The 15,190-nt window shown below is 65.1% G+C and carries 15 protein-coding genes and 2 pseudogenes; 2 read left to right on the top strand and 15 right to left on the bottom strand.

The window, feature by feature from the left end; genetic code table 11:
• The first annotated feature begins 9 nt into the window (after nucleotides 1–9).
• On the top strand, nucleotides 10–450 hold the full coding sequence (locus tag DXK21_RS00575; protein ID WP_114815840.1) for a helix-turn-helix domain-containing protein: 441 nt from the start codon (nucleotides 10–12) through the stop codon (nucleotides 448–450).
• Nucleotides 451–820: 370 nt separating this feature from the next.
• On the opposite strand, the pseudogene DXK21_RS00570 reads toward DXK21_RS00575, so the two are convergent.
• The 4 genes and pseudogenes from DXK21_RS00570 to DXK21_RS00555 all read right to left on the bottom strand — a co-directional run.
• A pseudogene (locus DXK21_RS00570) lies at nucleotides 821–1,165 on the bottom strand (DUF72 domain-containing protein); the annotation flags it as partial.
• A gap of 120 nt (nucleotides 1,166–1,285) precedes the next feature.
• Nucleotides 1,286–1,801: a hypothetical protein gene (locus DXK21_RS00565; protein WP_114815839.1), complete on the bottom strand. Its 516-nt coding sequence runs from the start codon at nucleotides 1,799–1,801 to the stop codon at nucleotides 1,286–1,288.
• A gap of 53 nt (nucleotides 1,802–1,854) precedes the next feature.
• Nucleotides 1,855–1,980, bottom strand: a pseudogene (locus DXK21_RS00560) (DUF72 domain-containing protein); the annotation flags it as partial.
• 1 nt (nucleotide 1,981) lies between these two features.
• Complete coding sequence (locus DXK21_RS00555) at nucleotides 1,982–2,512, bottom strand: hypothetical protein (protein ID WP_162790546.1); 531 nt, start codon at nucleotides 2,510–2,512, stop codon at nucleotides 1,982–1,984.
• A gap of 169 nt (nucleotides 2,513–2,681) precedes the next feature.
• On the opposite strand from DXK21_RS00555, the gene DXK21_RS00550 reads away from it, so the two are divergent.
• Nucleotides 2,682–3,473, top strand: a complete 792-nt coding sequence (locus tag DXK21_RS00550; RefSeq protein ID WP_114815837.1) for a TSUP family transporter — start codon at nucleotides 2,682–2,684, stop codon at nucleotides 3,471–3,473.
• 6 nt (nucleotides 3,474–3,479) lie between these two features.
• On the opposite strand, the gene DXK21_RS00545 is transcribed toward DXK21_RS00550, so the two are convergent.
• The 11 genes from DXK21_RS00545 to DXK21_RS00490 all read right to left on the bottom strand — a co-directional run bounded on the left by DXK21_RS00545 (nucleotide 3,480) and on the right by DXK21_RS00490 (nucleotide 15,122).
• Nucleotides 3,480–5,072, bottom strand: coding sequence for a PAS domain-containing hybrid sensor histidine kinase/response regulator (locus tag DXK21_RS00545; RefSeq protein ID WP_245945007.1), 1,593 nt, complete (start codon nucleotides 5,070–5,072; stop codon nucleotides 3,480–3,482).
• 92 nt (nucleotides 5,073–5,164) lie between these two features.
• Nucleotides 5,165–6,526, bottom strand: a complete 1,362-nt coding sequence (locus DXK21_RS00540; RefSeq protein ID WP_114815835.1) for a glutamate--cysteine ligase — start codon at nucleotides 6,524–6,526, stop codon at nucleotides 5,165–5,167.
• Nucleotides 6,527–6,596: 70 nt separating this feature from the next.
• Entirely contained in the window at nucleotides 6,597–7,316 is a 720-nt protein-coding gene (locus tag DXK21_RS00535) for a 16S rRNA (uracil(1498)-N(3))-methyltransferase (protein ID WP_114815834.1), read from the bottom strand.
• A 517-nt stretch (nucleotides 7,317–7,833) separates the two neighbouring features.
• Complete coding sequence (locus DXK21_RS00525; protein ID WP_114815832.1) at nucleotides 7,834–8,721, bottom strand: bestrophin family protein; 888 nt, start codon at nucleotides 8,719–8,721, stop codon at nucleotides 7,834–7,836.
• 43 nt (nucleotides 8,722–8,764) lie between these two features.
• Entirely contained in the window at nucleotides 8,765–9,025 is a 261-nt protein-coding gene (locus DXK21_RS00520; protein ID WP_114815831.1) for a Txe/YoeB family addiction module toxin, read from the bottom strand.
• On the bottom strand, nucleotides 9,022–9,276 hold the full coding sequence (locus DXK21_RS00515) for a type II toxin-antitoxin system Phd/YefM family antitoxin (protein WP_114815830.1): 255 nt from the start codon (nucleotides 9,274–9,276) through the stop codon (nucleotides 9,022–9,024). The genes DXK21_RS00520 and DXK21_RS00515 overlap by 4 nt, the downstream gene beginning before the upstream one ends.
• A 39-nt stretch (nucleotides 9,277–9,315) precedes the next feature.
• Entirely contained in the window at nucleotides 9,316–10,479 is a 1,164-nt protein-coding gene (locus DXK21_RS00510) for an acyl-CoA dehydrogenase family protein (protein WP_114815829.1), read from the bottom strand.
• A 99-nt stretch (nucleotides 10,480–10,578) separates the two neighbouring features.
• Nucleotides 10,579–12,360: an acyl-CoA dehydrogenase C-terminal domain-containing protein gene (locus DXK21_RS00505; RefSeq protein ID WP_114815828.1), complete on the bottom strand. Its 1,782-nt coding sequence runs from the start codon at nucleotides 12,358–12,360 to the stop codon at nucleotides 10,579–10,581.
• Nucleotides 12,361–12,362: 2 nt separating this feature from the next.
• Complete coding sequence (locus tag DXK21_RS00500; protein WP_114815827.1) at nucleotides 12,363–12,848, bottom strand: MerR family transcriptional regulator; 486 nt, start codon at nucleotides 12,846–12,848, stop codon at nucleotides 12,363–12,365.
• A 149-nt stretch (nucleotides 12,849–12,997) separates the two neighbouring features.
• Nucleotides 12,998–13,408, bottom strand: coding sequence for a DoxX family protein (locus DXK21_RS00495; RefSeq protein WP_114815826.1), 411 nt, complete (start codon nucleotides 13,406–13,408; stop codon nucleotides 12,998–13,000).
• Between the two features lie 268 nt (nucleotides 13,409–13,676).
• Nucleotides 13,677–15,122, bottom strand: a complete 1,446-nt coding sequence (locus DXK21_RS00490; protein WP_114815825.1) for a protein adenylyltransferase SelO family protein — start codon at nucleotides 15,120–15,122, stop codon at nucleotides 13,677–13,679.
• Nucleotides 15,123–15,190 lie beyond the last annotated feature (68 nt).

The raw sequence follows: 15,190 nt of genomic DNA, 5'->3' as shown, positions 1-15,190 counted from the left end.
GGTGTGAGGATGTCGGAGCGCGACGGCAAGATTTCAGATGCCGAGTTTGCAGCAATGATCGACGAGGTTGAAATGCAGTCATTTCGTCTCGCCACCAAAGACAATTTGGCCGATGTTCGCAGGCTGCTCATCGCACTGGCGCAGGGCATGTCTCCCCACACTACCCTACGCCAAGCCGTCTGCTTCCTCATGATAGCCCAAACAGCCGCCACCGGAAGCCGAACCAGCATCGGCTATATGAAGTCCGAAGCTGAAGGTGAGACATTTTTCGATCTGCTTGGCACGACAACCTCCCGCACCGTTCGCTCACTGAAAGAAGCTGGGCTGGTATTCACTGTGCCCTCAGAGTTTGACCGCCGAGAGTTAGAAATCAAGATGTCGCCGGAGGGTTATGCCCTGATCGACCGCGCGATGGATCAAATCAAAGAGCCGCATGAGCGGAAAGCATGATGATCGACCTGCTGATCCTCGTTGGAACATATCCTCCAACGGCGTTCGCCCCCGGCCTTCCGTTAGCCGCGAAGAATGGCTCTCAGCGCGTCTCTGAAGGCACGGAACGGGTTGATCGTGGTCGTGAGCCAGAACGCCCATGAGAGGCCTGTGCGCGGCTCTCTGGGGTATTTGGAGGGTCGCGGCCAACGGTCAACGAGTGAAGGTCTGCGAAACGATTGGCGGGCGTCCTCGACAGCCGTCTTGTTCTAGCGCTCGCGCTGGTAAGCCTCATAGAGAGCGGCATAACACCGAAGACCAGCATACTGGGTCCGGTCTCAACCCGCCTGAAAGCGCTGTTTTTCTTGACGCTGCTAATAGTATTTCATGTCATGAACTGCCAGTTGATCGGACCCAGCTTGTCGCCCAGCAGGGTCAGCCCCTGCGACAGGAAGCGGTCGAAGCTTTCGCCGCCTTCGGACAGGATCTTGCGGTTGGTGCAGTAACGGCTGGCCTTGACCGCAAAGACGAAGTCGTCGGGCGTCTCGTCGCGCCACTTCATCCAGCTGTCGGGCTTGAAGGTGGAATAATAGGTGCCGTTGATTTCGACGGTTGGCATCTTGGACGCCATGTAAGTAAGTTCTTGTTTTTGAACGAGTTTTTCTGGATAAAATACACCGCGCCAGTCTTCGAAAGTCCAGCCGCCGACACCTATCTTGATTACATTGGAGGTCATGTTCGTGTTTCCATGTTCAAGGTGACGCGGTGCAGCCGCGCGAAGTTATGCATCAGTTTCTAATGTGAACTAACGGTCGCAATGGGGAGGGGCTTCGGTCTGGAGATACGACGGCACCTACTAACTTGCGCCGGCCTCGCGCCGCTCCTCCGTGGCAGGCCGGGCCTTATCTTTTTCGATATCTGCCTTCCAATGCTCACCTATATTCGTGAAGCCTCGAACCATCACGTAGATCGCACCAATGAAGGCGATCACCACCGTAAGCTGACCGGATGCGTCGTACTCTCGACCCAAGAAAATCGGTGTGGCCAAGGCCACACTTACTTCGATGAGGCCGTAAAAGTCCTTCCTTGAGCGCCGCAAGGCGAAGAGAATGATGGCTGAGAGGCTGCCGATCACCACGAACATCCAAGGGCTGCCGACGAACTTCATTGCTCGAATGGCTGGGTGGAAGGTGAACCATGCCAATATGCCCGCCAAGCCGATCCAAAGGGCATAAGCGGCGACGAGCGTGAGTTTGCTTTTGGGGTTGAAGAACCCCAGAGCGACGATTTGGAGGGCCATTAGCGCCATGGCCGCGAACGCGGAGAAAGCGATTGCGTTGATCGCTTCGACCTGAGTTGCCGTATCGGGCATTCATTCTGTCTCAAGTAAAATCAATAAGTTACGTGGTGTAGAGCCCATTACACAATTTCGATGGAGGTCAGCGCCCGGCTGGCGAACCCCAGCTCGCGCTTCTGCGTCAGCCCCTCGGGATAGAAGACCCCGCGCCACGGCTCGAAGGTCCAGCCGCCGACGCCAACGTAGATACTCATGTCAGATACTATTGGAGTTGTTCGGTAGGGTCAGGTCTACTGCGAACCAAGTCGAGATGTCATCTTCAACGGCCATCTCGCCGGCTGCGCGCCAGGCCACGCTCACGAAGATCGAAGCACCCGCTGGGGCTGTCGTTACTGTCTGCTGTAAATGGTTGGCTTCATAGCTGGCCCACGAGGCGACGATGCCTTCGCCAGCAAGCCATTCACAGTCGCGCAAACCGACCTGCAAGACACCTTCCGGGTTCACGAGCTCCATGCCCTCCAACCATTCTCCGGTGGTGGCATAGCCGGTTCGTGCGGCGGCGACCTTCAATAGGAGCGATTTGTTGGGCGTGACGGTCTGTTCAATCCCGATGCGAAGCAGCTTTACACCATCAACGCGCATTCCCCTCGGAAGCGCAGGAATAACAACCGGCACTTCCTCAAAACCAACGCTGACGTAGCCGCTTGCCGTCACCAAAACCTCTCCGAGGGAAGTTCCGATGCGGTATTCCAAGCAAAGGGTGTCGCCCAATATGCCGTCGGCCATGATGCGCGCTCCGTTCGGGGCAGAAGATCGGGCGCGCAGCATATCCGGGATTGGCCAGTTGGCCAGCGAGCGGCATAGCCCCCGGTCCATGCCGCCCTAAGGCCGCAAGCGCGGTGGTGGTTTCCGGCGGCGGGGGCTATAGCGTCGCCGTTGCAGGAGTATTGCACGCGTGCCGGAACTGACGCCTGAAATCATCGCCCTCTTGGGTCTGGCGTCGGTGATCGCCGGGTTTATCGACGCCATTGCGGGGGGCGGGGGGCTGATCTCGCTGCCGGCGCTGTTGTCGGTGGGGTTGAACCCGGTCGCGGCCATCGCCACCAACAAGGTGCAGGGCAGCGTGGGCACGGCCTCGGCCCTGTGGAACTTCTGGCGCAAGGGCCGCGTGGATTTCCGTCTGATCCGCTGGCCCCTGATTCTGGTCGGCGTCGGGGCGGGGCTGGGGGCCTTCGCCGTGACCCTGGTGGACTCGCGCTGGCTGATGATCCTGCTGCCGGTGCTGCTGATCGGCATCGCGCTCTATTTCCTGTTCGGACCCAAGGCCTCGGACGAGGACGCCCACGCCCGGCTGACGCCCCTGGCCTATGCCTTTGTGGCGGGCGGGATCGGGTTTTACGACGGCTTCTTCGGGCCGGGGACGGGGTCGTTCTTTGCGCTCAGCCTGGTCATGCTGCTGGGCATGGGGCTGACGCGGGCCACGGCCCACACCAAGGCGCTGAACCTGATGAGCAATGTGGTCGGCATCGTGGTGCTGGCGGTCGGGGGGCACGTGGTCTGGACCCTGGCCGGGATCATGGCCGTGGGCCAGTTCGTCGGCGGGCGGATGGGCTCGCACGCCGCCATGCGGTTCGGGCCGCGCCTGATCCGGCCGCTTCTGGTGATCATCTCCCTGGCCATCACCGCGCGCCTCTTGTCCGACCCGGCCAATCCGCTGCGGGTCATGGTGACGGGCTGGCTCAGCTAGCGCGGCTCAGCCCGGCGTCAGCATGGCCAGGGTGGTCAGCAGGTCGCGGGCGGTGACGGGCTTGGCCAGGTGCAGGTCGGCGCCGGCAGCGCGGGCGGCGTCGCGATGCTCGGCCATGGCGTTGGCGCTCAGCATCAGGATCGGGGTGCGCGCCACGCCCGGTCGGGCGGCCTCCAGCGCACGAATGGCCCGCGTGGCGGTCAGTCCGTCCATGCAGGGCATCTGCATATCCATCAGCACCACGTCGAAGGTTCCGGCCTCAAAGGCGGCGACCGCCTGGGCGCCGTCATCGACGGTGACGATCTCCTCGACATGGCCGGCCAGGATCAACTGGACCACGCGCTGGTTGACCGGGTGGTCCTCGGCCAGCAGCACGCGCAGCAGGCGAGAGGGCTGCGGCCCGGCGGCGAGGGCGGCCACGTCGCGGGCGTCATAGTCCCGCAGGCTCTGGGCGCGGGGCAGGGGCAGTTCGACGCGGAAACGGCTGCCCACGCCCGGCGTCGAGGCCCCGGTGATGCGTCCGCCCATCATCTCGGTCAGCGAGCGGCAGATCGACAGGCCCAGGCCCGTGCCGCCGAAGCGCCGGGTGATCGAGGCGTCGGCCTGGCTGAAGCGCTGGAACAGCTGGGCGTCATGCTCGGCGTCGAAACCGACGCCGGTATCCTCCACTTCGAAGCTCAGCAGGGTCGGGGCCCCGTCGTCCTCGGTCAGGGCGAAGCGGACGATGACCGACCCCTCGGCGGTGAACTTGACGGCGTTCGACAGCAGGTTGCCCAGGATCTGGCTGATGCGGACGCTGTCGCCGATGAAGACGCCGCGCGCATTGGGCGCCCGCTCGACATGGAAAGCCAACCCCTTGTCCTCGGCCCGCAGGCGCTGGGTGTCCAGGGGGGCGGTCAGGGCCTCGTCCAGATCAAAGGGCCGCAGCTCCAGCTCCAGCTTGCCCGCCTCGATGCGCGACACGTCCAGCATGTCCGAGACCAGCCGTTCCAGCGTGACGCCCGAGGTGCTGATCAGCCCCACCATCTCCGCCTGCTCGGGGGCCAGAGGGGTGCGGGCCAGGGCGTCGATGATGCCGATGACCCCGTTCAGCGGCGTGCGGATTTCGTGGCTCATGTTGGCGAGGAAGTCTGACTTGGCGCGGTTGGCGGTTTCGGCGGCGGCCTTGGCCTCGATCAGGGCCTGTTCGGCGGCGATCTTGGCGGTGACGTCGCGGGCCACGGCGTAGATGCGGTCGCCGAACTTCTGAGCTCGCCATTCCAGGGTGACATAGTGGCCGTCGCGGTGACGATAGCGGTTGACGTGACCCCGGACCGGGGCGTCGGGGCGGCGGTTTTCGACCTCGGTCGCGCTGTCCAGGGTGGCGGGCAGGTCGTCGGGATGGACCAGACTGAGGATGGCCCGGCCGACCAGCTCGTCCGGCCTGTAGCCCAGGGTCGAGGCCCAGGAGGCGCTGACCCGGACGATGACGCCTTCCAGATCGCGGATGACCAGCAGGTCCAGCGAGACGTCGAAGAAGGTCGCCAGATCGGCCGCCGGGTCGCGCTGCGGCTGCGGCTGTCCTGTCGAGGATGCGGCGGCGAACGCGACGGTGGTCATGGGCAATCCTCGAGAACTGGACGCCATGCTTAAACCCAGACGGTTAAGGCCGCCTTTGCGTTCGCCCCTTGCCGAGGCGGGCCGTGAAAAACCTAGTAGGCGAAGTCGCGGTAGATGCGGCTGACGTCGCCCTTCCATTCGCCGTGATAGAGCTCCAGCAGGCGGTCGGCGGGGGTCACGCCGCTGTCGGCGATGTCTTCCAGTTCCGACAGATAGCCGCGCTCGTCGACCATGCCGCCGCTGAACCGGGCGCGGTTCTTCAGGCCCTGCTTGGCGATGTTCACCAGGTCGACGGCGATGTCGCGGACGCTGCGGCCCGCCACCTCGGCCTTGAGGCCCAGGCGGGTCACGTCGCGGCGCAGGCGCTCGTGGTCGGCGATGTCCCAGTCCTTGCACAGGTCCCAGGCCGCAGCCAGCGACGGCGCGTCGTACAGGACGCCGGCCCACAGGGCGGGCAGGGCGCAGATGCGGCTCCACGGCCCGCCGTCGGCGCCGCGCATCTCCAGATACTGTTTCAGGCGCACTTCGGGGAAGAGGGTGGTCAGGTGGTCGGCCCAGTCCTTGGCCGTGGCGCGCTCGCCGGGCAGGGCGTCCAGACCCTCGGTCATGAACTTGCGGAACGACTGGCCGGACAGGTCGACATAGGTCTCGCCGCGCTTGGCGAAGTACATGGGGGTGTCGAGCGCATAGTCGGCGTAGCGCTCGTAGCCGAAGCCGTCGGCGAAGACGAAGTCCAGCATGCCGGTGCGGTCGGGATCGGTGTCGGTCCAGACGTTGGCGCGCGCCGACAGGAAGCCGTTGGGCTTGCCCTCGGTGAAGGGCGAACAGGCGAACAGGGCCGTGGCGATGGGCTGAAGCGCCAGCGAGGTGCGGAACTTCATGATCATGTCGACTTCGGAATCGAAGTCGAGGTTGGCCTGGATGGTGCAGGTGCGCAGCATCATGTCGAGGCCCAGCGAGCCCTTCTTGGGCATGTAGGCGCGCATGATGCCGTAACGGCCCTTGGGCATGACCGGCACGTCCTCGCGCCGCCACAGGGGGTCGAAGCCGGCGCCGAGGAAGCCGAGGTTCAACTGGTCCGCGACCTGCTTGACCTCCATCAGATGCTGGCCGGTCTCGTTGCAGATGTCGTGGATGTCCTTCAGCGGCGCGCCCGACAGTTCGAACTGGCCGCCCGGCTCCAGGCTGATCGAGGCGGTGAAGCCCTCGGCGTTCTTGCGTTCCAGTGCGATGACATAGCCGGCCTCTTCCACCGGCGACCAGCCGAAGCGCTGAAGGCCCGTCAGCATGGCCAGGATGCCGTTGTCGCCCTCATAGGCGGGGCGGCGCAGGGTGGACTTGTCGAAGCCGAACTTCTCGTGCTCGGCGCCGATGCGCCACTGGTCCTTGGGCTTCTCGCCCTTCGACATGGCGTGGATCAGGTCGTCTCTGGAAAGCGGCGCCGTGTCGGTCATCTGTAACCCCTGCTGTCGCGGCTAGATGGGCGAGGATACGGCCCCGCTCAAGAGGGGAGGCGATAAACTTCTATCGCTCCCAGTCGCCGATGGCCGCCTGCCACAGGGTCAGGGCGGCGATGGCGGCGGTGTCAGCGCGCAGGATGCGCGGGCCCAGAGAGACGGCGGTGGTGAAGGTCAGGGCCCGCAGCCGGGCGCCTTCCTCGGGCGAAAAACCGCCCTCGGGGCCGATCAGAATCGCCCATTTATCGCCGCCCGCCGCGGTCAGGGCCGACACGGCGGGCGCCCCGCCGGTTTCGTCGCAGAACATCAGGCGGCGCGAGGCGTCCCAGCCGTCCAGCAGCGTCTCCAGCTTCACCGGATCATCGACCAGGGGCACGTCCAGTCGCCCGGTCTGCTCGGCGGCTTCTTCCGCAATGGCGTCCAGCCGGTCCAGTCGCAGCCGGTCGGCGTTGGTGCGGTGGGTCAGGACCAGACGCACGCGCGCGGCGCCCAGTTCGGTGGCCTTTTCGACGATGGTTTCGACGCGGGCCTTCTTCACCACGGCGACGACCAATTCGAGGTCGGGACCGTGGTTCTGCTCGCGCACCTGTTCTTCGGAGCGCAGGACGACGCCCTTCTTCAGCACCTCAGCGACGCTGACGCGCCATTCGCCGTGGCGGCCGTTGAAGGCCAGCAGGTCGTCGCCCGCCTTGAGCCGCATCACCTGGGTCAGGTAGCGCGACTGGTCGAGGGTCGGGGCGACGGCGAGGCCGGGGGCGAGATCGCCCTGAACGTGCAAACGGATCATAGGCAGGATTTAGCGGGCGCGCGGGCCGCCGTCATCCCGGACTGATGCGCCAATGTCAGGCCGATCCGTCTTGCTGTCGGCTGCAAGTCCGTCCACATATCGATGATATCAAAGTGGAGGGCGCGAATTGCTGCGAACGTTTGAGCGTCGAGCGGGGCCCTTTGTGGCGGTCGCTGTGGCCGCGATTGTTTCAATCGGGACCTATGCGCAATTGGCTCTGGCCTACCCTCGAGGAGGGCTTTGGCCGGCAGGGTGCTATTTCGGGGATGCCCTGATCGTCTTCATTCGATGCGACGCCAGCGTGCCCGGGTTTATCGAGCCGGTTCTGACCTGGAGCTGGTACCTGACTTGGGGGTGGTTCTGGCTGGTGGCCTTCTTTGTCCCGCTTGCGCCCTACCTGGGTCTGCCGATGCTGGGGTTATGGATCACCGCGCTGGTCGTTGCGGCTCGCTGGGCTTGGCGAAAACGTCCGTGGCGCCCTCGCGGGGATGAGCGGGTAGAGTAACGCGGCTATTTTCTATGTCAGCTGGTCGCGTTGGGCGGGCCAGACGGGCGGCAGGTCGGTCCAGCCCTGGGCGTGGCGCAGTTCGCGTTCCAGCATCCGGCTCATGGCGTCCAGCGGCAGGTCGTTGGGATCGTCCCCGAAGGGATCTTCCAGTTCGTCGCCCAGGGCATCCAGACCGAAGAAGGTGTAGGCCACCAGAAGCGACACCGCCATCGTCCACCAGCCAAGCGCCGGGGCGAGGGCGAAGGGCAGCATCAGGCAGAAGGCGTGGGCCGTCCGGTGCAGCAGCAGGGCGTAGGCGAAGGGCAGGGGCGTGGTCTTGATCCGCTCGCACCCGGCCAGGACATGGCTCATCTCGGTCAGGCGGGCTTCCAGCACCGAATAGCGGATCGGGTCGATCAGGCCGTCGCGCAGCAGTTCGGCGCATTGGCGGCCCACCGAAGTCAGGGCGGCGTCGGTGGCGTGGGGCCCGCCTTCATGAGGCGTCCAGCGCGCGATTTCGCCTGTCTCGTCACGGCCGCGCAGCCGGGCGGCCAGGCCGAAGACGAAGCCGCCGATCCCGTTCAGCATGGGCGCGCGGCGGTCCTCTGGCAGCAGAACCGTCTGGCGGATGAAGGAGCGGACGGCGATGATCAACTCGCCCCACAGCTTTCGCGCCTCCCACCAGCGGTCGTAGCAGGCGTTGTTGCGGAAGCTCATGAAGATGGACAGCGCCAGCCCGATCAGGGCGAAAGGCGCGGCCGCCAGATGCACCGGCAAGTCAGGGCGCGTTCGATGCAGCAGCACCGCCGCCACGGTGATGGCGACCGTCAGGGCCAGACGCCCCACTACGCGAGGGAGGATGGACCCGTTGACGGCGAACAGGATTTCGAGCGGGCCGGGGCGGGAGCGGACGATCATGCGGCTTCCTTACCGCCCGGCCTTGCCTCGACCAAGGTTATGATCACCGACTGTAATGATACCGGCACTGTGCGATCAGCAGACTGTCTCCTGTCGCGCGATAGACCAGCCGATGCTCCTGGTCGATGCGGCGGGACCACCACCCTGCAAATTCACCCTTCAGCGGTTCGGGCTTTCCGGTGCCCGCGAACGGGGTGCGCAGGCATTCGCGAAGCAGGGCGTTGATCTTCTTGAGCTGTTTCCGATCCGAAGATTGCCAGTAGAGGTAATCCTCCCAGGCCTCCTCATGAAACGTCAGCCTCATTCGATCAGATCGCGAACCTGGCCGTGCCCGGCGTCCAGTTCGGCGACGGCTTTGCGCAGGCGTTCCGCATTGGCCGGGCTGCGCAGCAGGTATTCCGTCTCCTGCCAGGAGGCGAAATCCTCAAGCGACATCAGCACGGCCGCCGGTTTGCCGCCTTCGCGGGTGATGATGGTGTAGTCATGATCCGCCGTCACCCGGTCGATGGTCGCGGCCAGGTTCTTGCGGAGTTCGGTGACGGACATGGCGTTCATGGCGACAATGTACGGATTTCCGTACATTGTCGCAAGGGATCACAGCGTGCGCGCGATCAGCAGCTTCATGATCTCGTTGGTGCCGCCGTAGATGCGCTGGACGCGGGCGTCCTTGTAGAGCTGGGCGATCGGGTACTCGTTCATGTAGCCGTAGCCGCCGAAGAGCTGGAGCATCTCGTCGATGGTTTCGCCCTGGGTGTCAGTGACCCAGTATTTGGCCATGGAGGCGGTGGCGGCGTCCAACTGGCCCTTGAGGTGCAGGCCGATGCAGTGGTCGACGAAGACCTTGGCCACCGTCAGCTTGGTCTTGACCTCGGCCAGCTTGAACTGGGTGTTCTGGAAGTCGATCACCCGCTTGCCGAAGGCCTTGCGCTGCTTGACGTAGTCCAGCGTCGCCTCCAGTCCGCGCTCGGCGGCGGCCACGCCCTGGACGGCGATGTTCAGGCGTTCCTGCGGCAGTTGCTGCATCAACTGGACGAAGCCCTGGCCCTCGCCGCCGCCGATGATGTTGTCCAGCGGGATTTTCACATCGTTGAAGAAGAGCTCGGAGGTATCGTTGGCCTCCATGCCGATCTTGTGCAGGTTGCGGCCGCGCTCGAAGCCTGCGGCTCCGTCCGTCTCGACGACGATCAGGCTGGTGCCCTTGGCGCCCTCGGCCGGGTCGGTTTTGGCGACGACGATGATGAAGTTGGCCAGCTGGCCGTTGGTGATGAAGGTCTTGGAGCCGTTCAGGACGTAGTGGTCGCCCGACTTGATGGCGGTGGTCTTGATGCCCTGCAGGTCGGAGCCCGCGCCCGGCTCGGTCATGGCGATGGCGCCGACCAGTTCGCCCGAGGCCAGACGCGGCAGCCAGCGCGCCTTCTGCTCCTCGGTGCCGTAGTGCCAGATGTAGGGCATGACGATGGCGTTGTGCAGCGAGATGCCGAAGTGGTCCGCGCCCTTCCAGCCCAGTTGCCGCATCAGCACGACCTCGTGGCGATAGTCGCCGCCGAAGCCGCCGTCTTCCTCAGGCATGGACAGGCCCAGGAGCCCGGCGTCGCCGGCGTCGTTCCACAGCTGGCGCGGTACGCTGGAGTTGGCGATCCACTGCTGGAACTTCTCGGGCGGGGCGTGGTCGTCGACCCATTTTCCGACGCTGTCGGAGAAGAGGACGATGTCTTCGTCCTGCATGAAGTCGGGTTCGGGCGTGTTGAGCACGTTCATGAGCGGTCCCTCGTGCGCCGGCTCTGACGGCCAGCTTGCAGATGAAAAAGAAGGGCCTCTCCCGCGTCAGCAGAAGAGGCCCTGTGGGTCAGTCGTGGATCAGAACGCCTCGGCGGGCATCTGCATCAGCAGCTCGGCGCCCGTCTTCATCTTCACCAGATGGGCGGCGGCGTCGGGCAGGATGCGCTCGACGAAGTAGCGGCCGGTCTGCAGCTTGGTGACGTAGTAAGGATCGGCGTCGCCGGCGGCGATTTTCGCCTGTGCCGACTTGGCCATCTGCGCCCACATATAGGCGAGCGCCGTCAGGCCGAAGATGTGCAGATAGTCGGTCGAGGCGGCGCCGGCGTTGTCCGGGTTGGCCATGCCGTTCTGCATCAGCCACATGGTGCCGTCCTGCAGCTTCTTCTTGGTGTCGGCCAGGCCGTCGACGAAGGGCTTGATGGCCTCGTCTTCGCCGTTCTCGGCCACGAAGGCGTCGATGTCGGCGAACCAGCTCATGATGGCGCGGCCGCCGTTCGACGGCAGCTTGCGGCCCACCAGGTCGAGGGCCTGAATGCCGTTGGTGCCCTCATAGATCATGGTGATGCGCGCATCGCGCAGATACTGCGAGGCGGGGAAGTGCTCGGTGTAGCCTGAACCGCCGTGGACCTGCATGGCCAGGCTGGCGACATGGAAGCCCTTGTCGGTCAGATAGGCTTTCAGCACGGGCGTGATCAGGCCCATGTAGTCCTTGGCCTTGGTGGCGGTGGCCTCGTCCGAGGACTTCTGCAGGTCGGCTTGCAGGGCGGTCCACAGGATGAAGGCGCGACCGCCTTCGACGAAGGCCTTGGACTCCATCAGCATCCGGCGCACGTCGGGGTGGACCATGATGGGGTCGGCGGGGCCGTCCGGGTTCTTGGCGCCGGTCAGGGCGCGGCCTTGCAGGCGGTCGTTGGCGAACTCGACGGCGGCCTGGTAGGCGGCGTCGCCGATGGCCAGGCCTTGCAGGCCGGTGCCGAGGCGGGCCTCGTTCATGACCACGAACATGTTGTTCATGCCGCGGCCTTCTTCGCCGATCAGCCAGCCCTTGGCGTTCTCATAGGCCATAACGCAGGTGGCGTTGCCGTGGATGCCCATCTTGTGTTCCAGGCCGGCGCACTGGACGCCGTTGCGTTCGCCGACGGAGCCGTCTTCGTTCACCAGGAACTTCGGCACCACGAAGAGCGACAGGCCCTTGATGCCCGGAACCGCGCCTTCGACGCGGGCCAGGACGGTGTGGATGATGTTGTCGGCGAAGTCGTGCTCGCCGGCCGAGATCCAGATCTTCTGGCCGGTGATCGAATAGCTGCCGTCGCCGTTGGGCACGGCCTTGGTGCGGACCATGCCCAGATCGGTGCCGCACTGCGGCTCGGTCAGGTTCATGGTGCCGGTCCATTCGCCGGTCGCCATTTTGGGCAGGTAGATCTGCTTCAGCTCGTCCGAGGCCGAGGCTTCGATGCCGTGATAGGCGCCCGCCGTCAGGCCCGGATACATGGAAAACGCCGCCGAGGCCGCCGCCGTGAACTGACCCACGGCCATGGACACGATCGCGGGCAGGCCCTGGCCGCCGTATTCCGTGCCGAAGGACAGGCTGGTCCAGCCGGCCTCGACCATCTGATGATAGGCTTCTTTCCAGCCCTTGGGCGTCGTCACGACGTCGCCTTCGATGTGGCAGCCTTCCTGATCGCCCGGACGGTTGATCGGGGCGATGACCTCCTCGGCGAACTTGCCGCCTTCGGCGATGATCTGGTCGATCAGATCGCGCGACAGGTCGGCGTCGGCGAAGTGGTTGGCGTAGCGTTCGACCTCCAGCACGTCGTGCAGGACGAAGGACAGGTCGCGGACAGGCGCCTTGTAGGCCATGTTCAGGCTCTCGCTTTGAAGGGCTGGAAGTGGGTGTCGGGGTTGAGCCGTTCGCTCAGCAGGTTGGCGTATTCGTCCGCCCCCGGCAGAAGGTCGGGGCGGTGTTCGCCCAGTTTGGACTCCATCCAGGCGCAGGCCTCCTCGGCCGTCTGGATGGCGCCCTCGATGTCTTCGAGCTGCTGCTTCAGCGCCTCGACTTGGGCGCGGTGACGGCGCAGGGCCACGGCCATCTGATGGACATTGTGATCCTTGCGGTCATACAGATCCAGCATCTCCTGGATCTCCTGCAAGGTGAAGCCGATGCGGCGGCCCCTCAGGATCAGCTTCAGTCGGGCGCGGTCACGGCTGTCATAGACCCGCGTCTGGCCCTTGCGGGCCGGGGTCAGCAGGCCCTTGTCCTCATAGAAGCGCAGGGCGCGCGCGGTCGCCCCGAACTCGCGGCACAGGTGCCGGATGGAATAGGTGCGGTGATCGTCAGCGGTCGCCATGCGTCACTCATAACTTGACGCGGACGTAAAGGGAAGCTTCTCGGCACCTCCCTCGACAAGTTGTGAACAGCGGGGGCTCAAACGCAAATCGGCCGCGGAGAGCTTGCGCCCGCCGCGGCCGATCCGGGGAGGAAGTCTGTGTCAGGCGATCAGTGGCGGCGGAACCAGAGCACCGGCGCCGTGATGGCGATCAGGAAGAGGTTGGTCAGGGCCAGGCCGAGGTTCATCTCCATGGCGTGCAGGATCAGCATGATGCTCTGCAGGGCCAGCAGGCCGACGCTGGCGGTCAGCAGCAGGGGGCGGCCGAAGCGCCAGGAGATCAAGGGCGCCAGCATCATGACCGCCAGCACGATCTCGACCACGCCCAGGCCGCGCACGAAGCTGACGCTGGCCAGGGCGGGCCAGTGCATCAGCACGGTCAGGTTCTCCATCGACTCCGTCAGCTTGGCGTAGCCGGCGGCGATGAAGAACATCGCGATCCAGCCCTGGAAGGTCCACAGCGTCAGGTTCAGATAGTCGGATTTTGCGCGGGAATGGGGCGTCAAGGTCGTCGAGGTCATGGCCGAAACCGTTGGGGTTTGATTGGTAACAGTCGCTAGATCAGATTGCGGAGCGTGATCGTCAAGGAAGTGTAACAATCTGTGAACCGGGGTAGGCGCGACCTGCGGCGACGGCGTGGCTGAAACCACAATTCCTCGTAACCCGACGCTGATCGTCAAACGGGATTAGGCCGCGCAAAACGGGCTGTCAACGTCTGATGACATCAGTTGATGACATAGGCTGAATGTGTAGCAAATACCGCTCAGCTTGGGGGCTGAATCCGGGTTGCTAAAGCGCCCAGGCGCCGCTCGCGGAGGCGAGGCGGGCCAGCTTGGCGTGCAGGGGCGCCCAGTCGTCGCCCTGGTCTATGGCCGACCACAGGGCCTCGACCTCTTCGATCAGCATTTCCTCGGGCTCGGGCCTGGCGAACATCGGATGCTCCAGCCGCTCGGGCCGGTCCGGCTCATGCTCCAGCAGGGCGAAACGGAAGGCGTCGAAGGTCTCGCCCTGATAGGTCTTGCCGCGCACCCCGCCCAGGGCGCGGGCCGAGGAGCTGAAGCCGCCGAACCAGTCGAAGAAGAGCGGTTCCCAGCGCAGGGCCTCGCCCTTGTCGCGCAACAGGGCCAGGGTCGCGTCCAGCAGGCGCTGGTCGGCGGCTTCGCCCAGGCTCTGGACCCCCAGCCGATTCAGGAAGGCGCCGCGCAGGTGGCGGATATAGGCGGGGCCGAAGCCGTTCAGCGCCTCGGTCAGGGCCGCGACCTGATCCTCGGCGATCAGCTTCAGGCAGCCGGCCAACTGGGTCAGGTTCCAGAACACGGCCTCGGGCTGACGCGCAAACGCATAGAGGCCCTGACTGTCGAAATAGGCGGCGGTGAAGGCCGGATCATAGTGGGGCAGGAAGCGCCACGGGCCGTAGTCGAAGCTCTCGCCCGTCACGTTCAGATTGTCGGTGTTCAGAACCCCGTGGACGAAGCCGGCGGATATCCATTTGGCCGTCAGTCGCGCCGAGGCCTCGACCACGGCGGCGAGGAAGCCCGGCGCGTCGCCCGGCGCGACGGACGGATGATAGAGGCTGCGAGCGTGCTCCAGCAGGACTTCGATCTGATCCTTGCGGCCATGATAGGCGGCGCGCTGGAAGGTTCCGAAGCGAATGTGGCTATGCGACAGCCGCACCATGACCGCCGAGCGGGCAGGCGAGGGCTCGTCGCCACGCGTCAGCGCCTCGCCCGTCTCGACCAGGGACAGGATGCGGCAGGTCGGCACGCCCAGGCTTTCCAGCATGGCGGCGGCCAGAACCTCGCGTACCCCGCCCTTCAGCGTCAGGCGCCCGTCGGCGTGTCGTGACCACGGCGTCTCGCCGGAGCCTTTGGTGCCGAGGTCGAGAAGGCGGGGTGGAGGGGCGCTATCGCTCGCGGCTTGAGCGTCAGCCGTTTCCCGCAGCTGCGCGGCCAGAAATCCGCGTCCGTCGCCGATGTCGGGGTTGTAGGCGCGGAACTGATGACCGTGATAGCGCATGGCGATCGGCTCGGGCTGGCCCGGCAGGGGCTGGAAGCGGCCAAAGTGGCTTAGCCACTCGTCGTCGCTCAGCGTCTCCAGCCCTACGGTCGCCGCCGCGCGGTCGTTGCGGACGCGCAGGAGGGTCTGGGGAAAGTCCGCCGCCTGCACCGGATCGCCGAACCCGGGGCCGAGGTCGACGAAGCGTGGATCGGGGCGATAGGCGGGGGAGACGGGCATGAAGCGGCAGATGCGCGTTCGCCTGGAGTTTCGCAACCGCGAAGGCGGGGTTGAACCTCGGGGCGGCT

The organism is Brevundimonas bullata, from assembly GCF_003350205.1.
Lineage (GTDB): Bacteria > Pseudomonadota > Alphaproteobacteria > Caulobacterales > Caulobacteraceae > Brevundimonas > Brevundimonas bullata.
The sequence above is the reverse complement of the archived record's forward strand: the minus strand, read 5'-3'. Positions and strand labels throughout refer to the sequence as shown.

Excerpts from the sequence above, each read along its gene's own strand:
- DXK21_RS00575 (WP_114815840.1), top strand. The coding sequence starts at position 10 with ATGTCGGAGCGCGACGGCAAGATTTCAGATGCCGAGTTTGCAGCAATG.
- DXK21_RS00565 (WP_114815839.1), bottom strand. The coding sequence starts at position 1,801 with ATGCCCGATACGGCAACTCAGGTCGAAGCGATCAACGCAATCGCTTTC.
- DXK21_RS00555 (WP_162790546.1), bottom strand. The coding sequence starts at position 2,512 with ATGGCCGACGGCATATTGGGCGACACCCTTTGCTTGGAATACCGCATC.
- DXK21_RS00545 (WP_245945007.1), bottom strand. The coding sequence starts at position 5,072 with ATGACCACCGTCGCGTTCGCCGCCGCATCCTCGACAGGACAGCCGCAG.
- DXK21_RS00540 (WP_114815835.1), bottom strand. The coding sequence starts at position 6,526 with ATGACCGACACGGCGCCGCTTTCCAGAGACGACCTGATCCACGCCATG.
- DXK21_RS00535 (WP_114815834.1), bottom strand. The coding sequence starts at position 7,316 with ATGATCCGTTTGCACGTTCAGGGCGATCTCGCCCCCGGCCTCGCCGTC.
- DXK21_RS00525 (WP_114815832.1), bottom strand. The coding sequence starts at position 8,721 with ATGATCGTCCGCTCCCGCCCCGGCCCGCTCGAAATCCTGTTCGCCGTC.
- DXK21_RS00520 (WP_114815831.1), bottom strand. The coding sequence starts at position 9,025 with ATGAGGCTGACGTTTCATGAGGAGGCCTGGGAGGATTACCTCTACTGG.
- DXK21_RS00515 (WP_114815830.1), bottom strand. The coding sequence starts at position 9,276 with ATGAACGCCATGTCCGTCACCGAACTCCGCAAGAACCTGGCCGCGACC.
- DXK21_RS00510 (WP_114815829.1), bottom strand. The coding sequence starts at position 10,479 with ATGAACGTGCTCAACACGCCCGAACCCGACTTCATGCAGGACGAAGAC.
- DXK21_RS00505 (WP_114815828.1), bottom strand. The coding sequence starts at position 12,360 with ATGGCCTACAAGGCGCCTGTCCGCGACCTGTCCTTCGTCCTGCACGAC.
- DXK21_RS00500 (WP_114815827.1), bottom strand. The coding sequence starts at position 12,848 with ATGGCGACCGCTGACGATCACCGCACCTATTCCATCCGGCACCTGTGC.
- DXK21_RS00495 (WP_114815826.1), bottom strand. The coding sequence starts at position 13,408 with ATGACCTCGACGACCTTGACGCCCCATTCCCGCGCAAAATCCGACTAT.
- DXK21_RS00490 (WP_114815825.1), bottom strand. The coding sequence starts at position 15,122 with ATGCCCGTCTCCCCCGCCTATCGCCCCGATCCACGCTTCGTCGACCTC.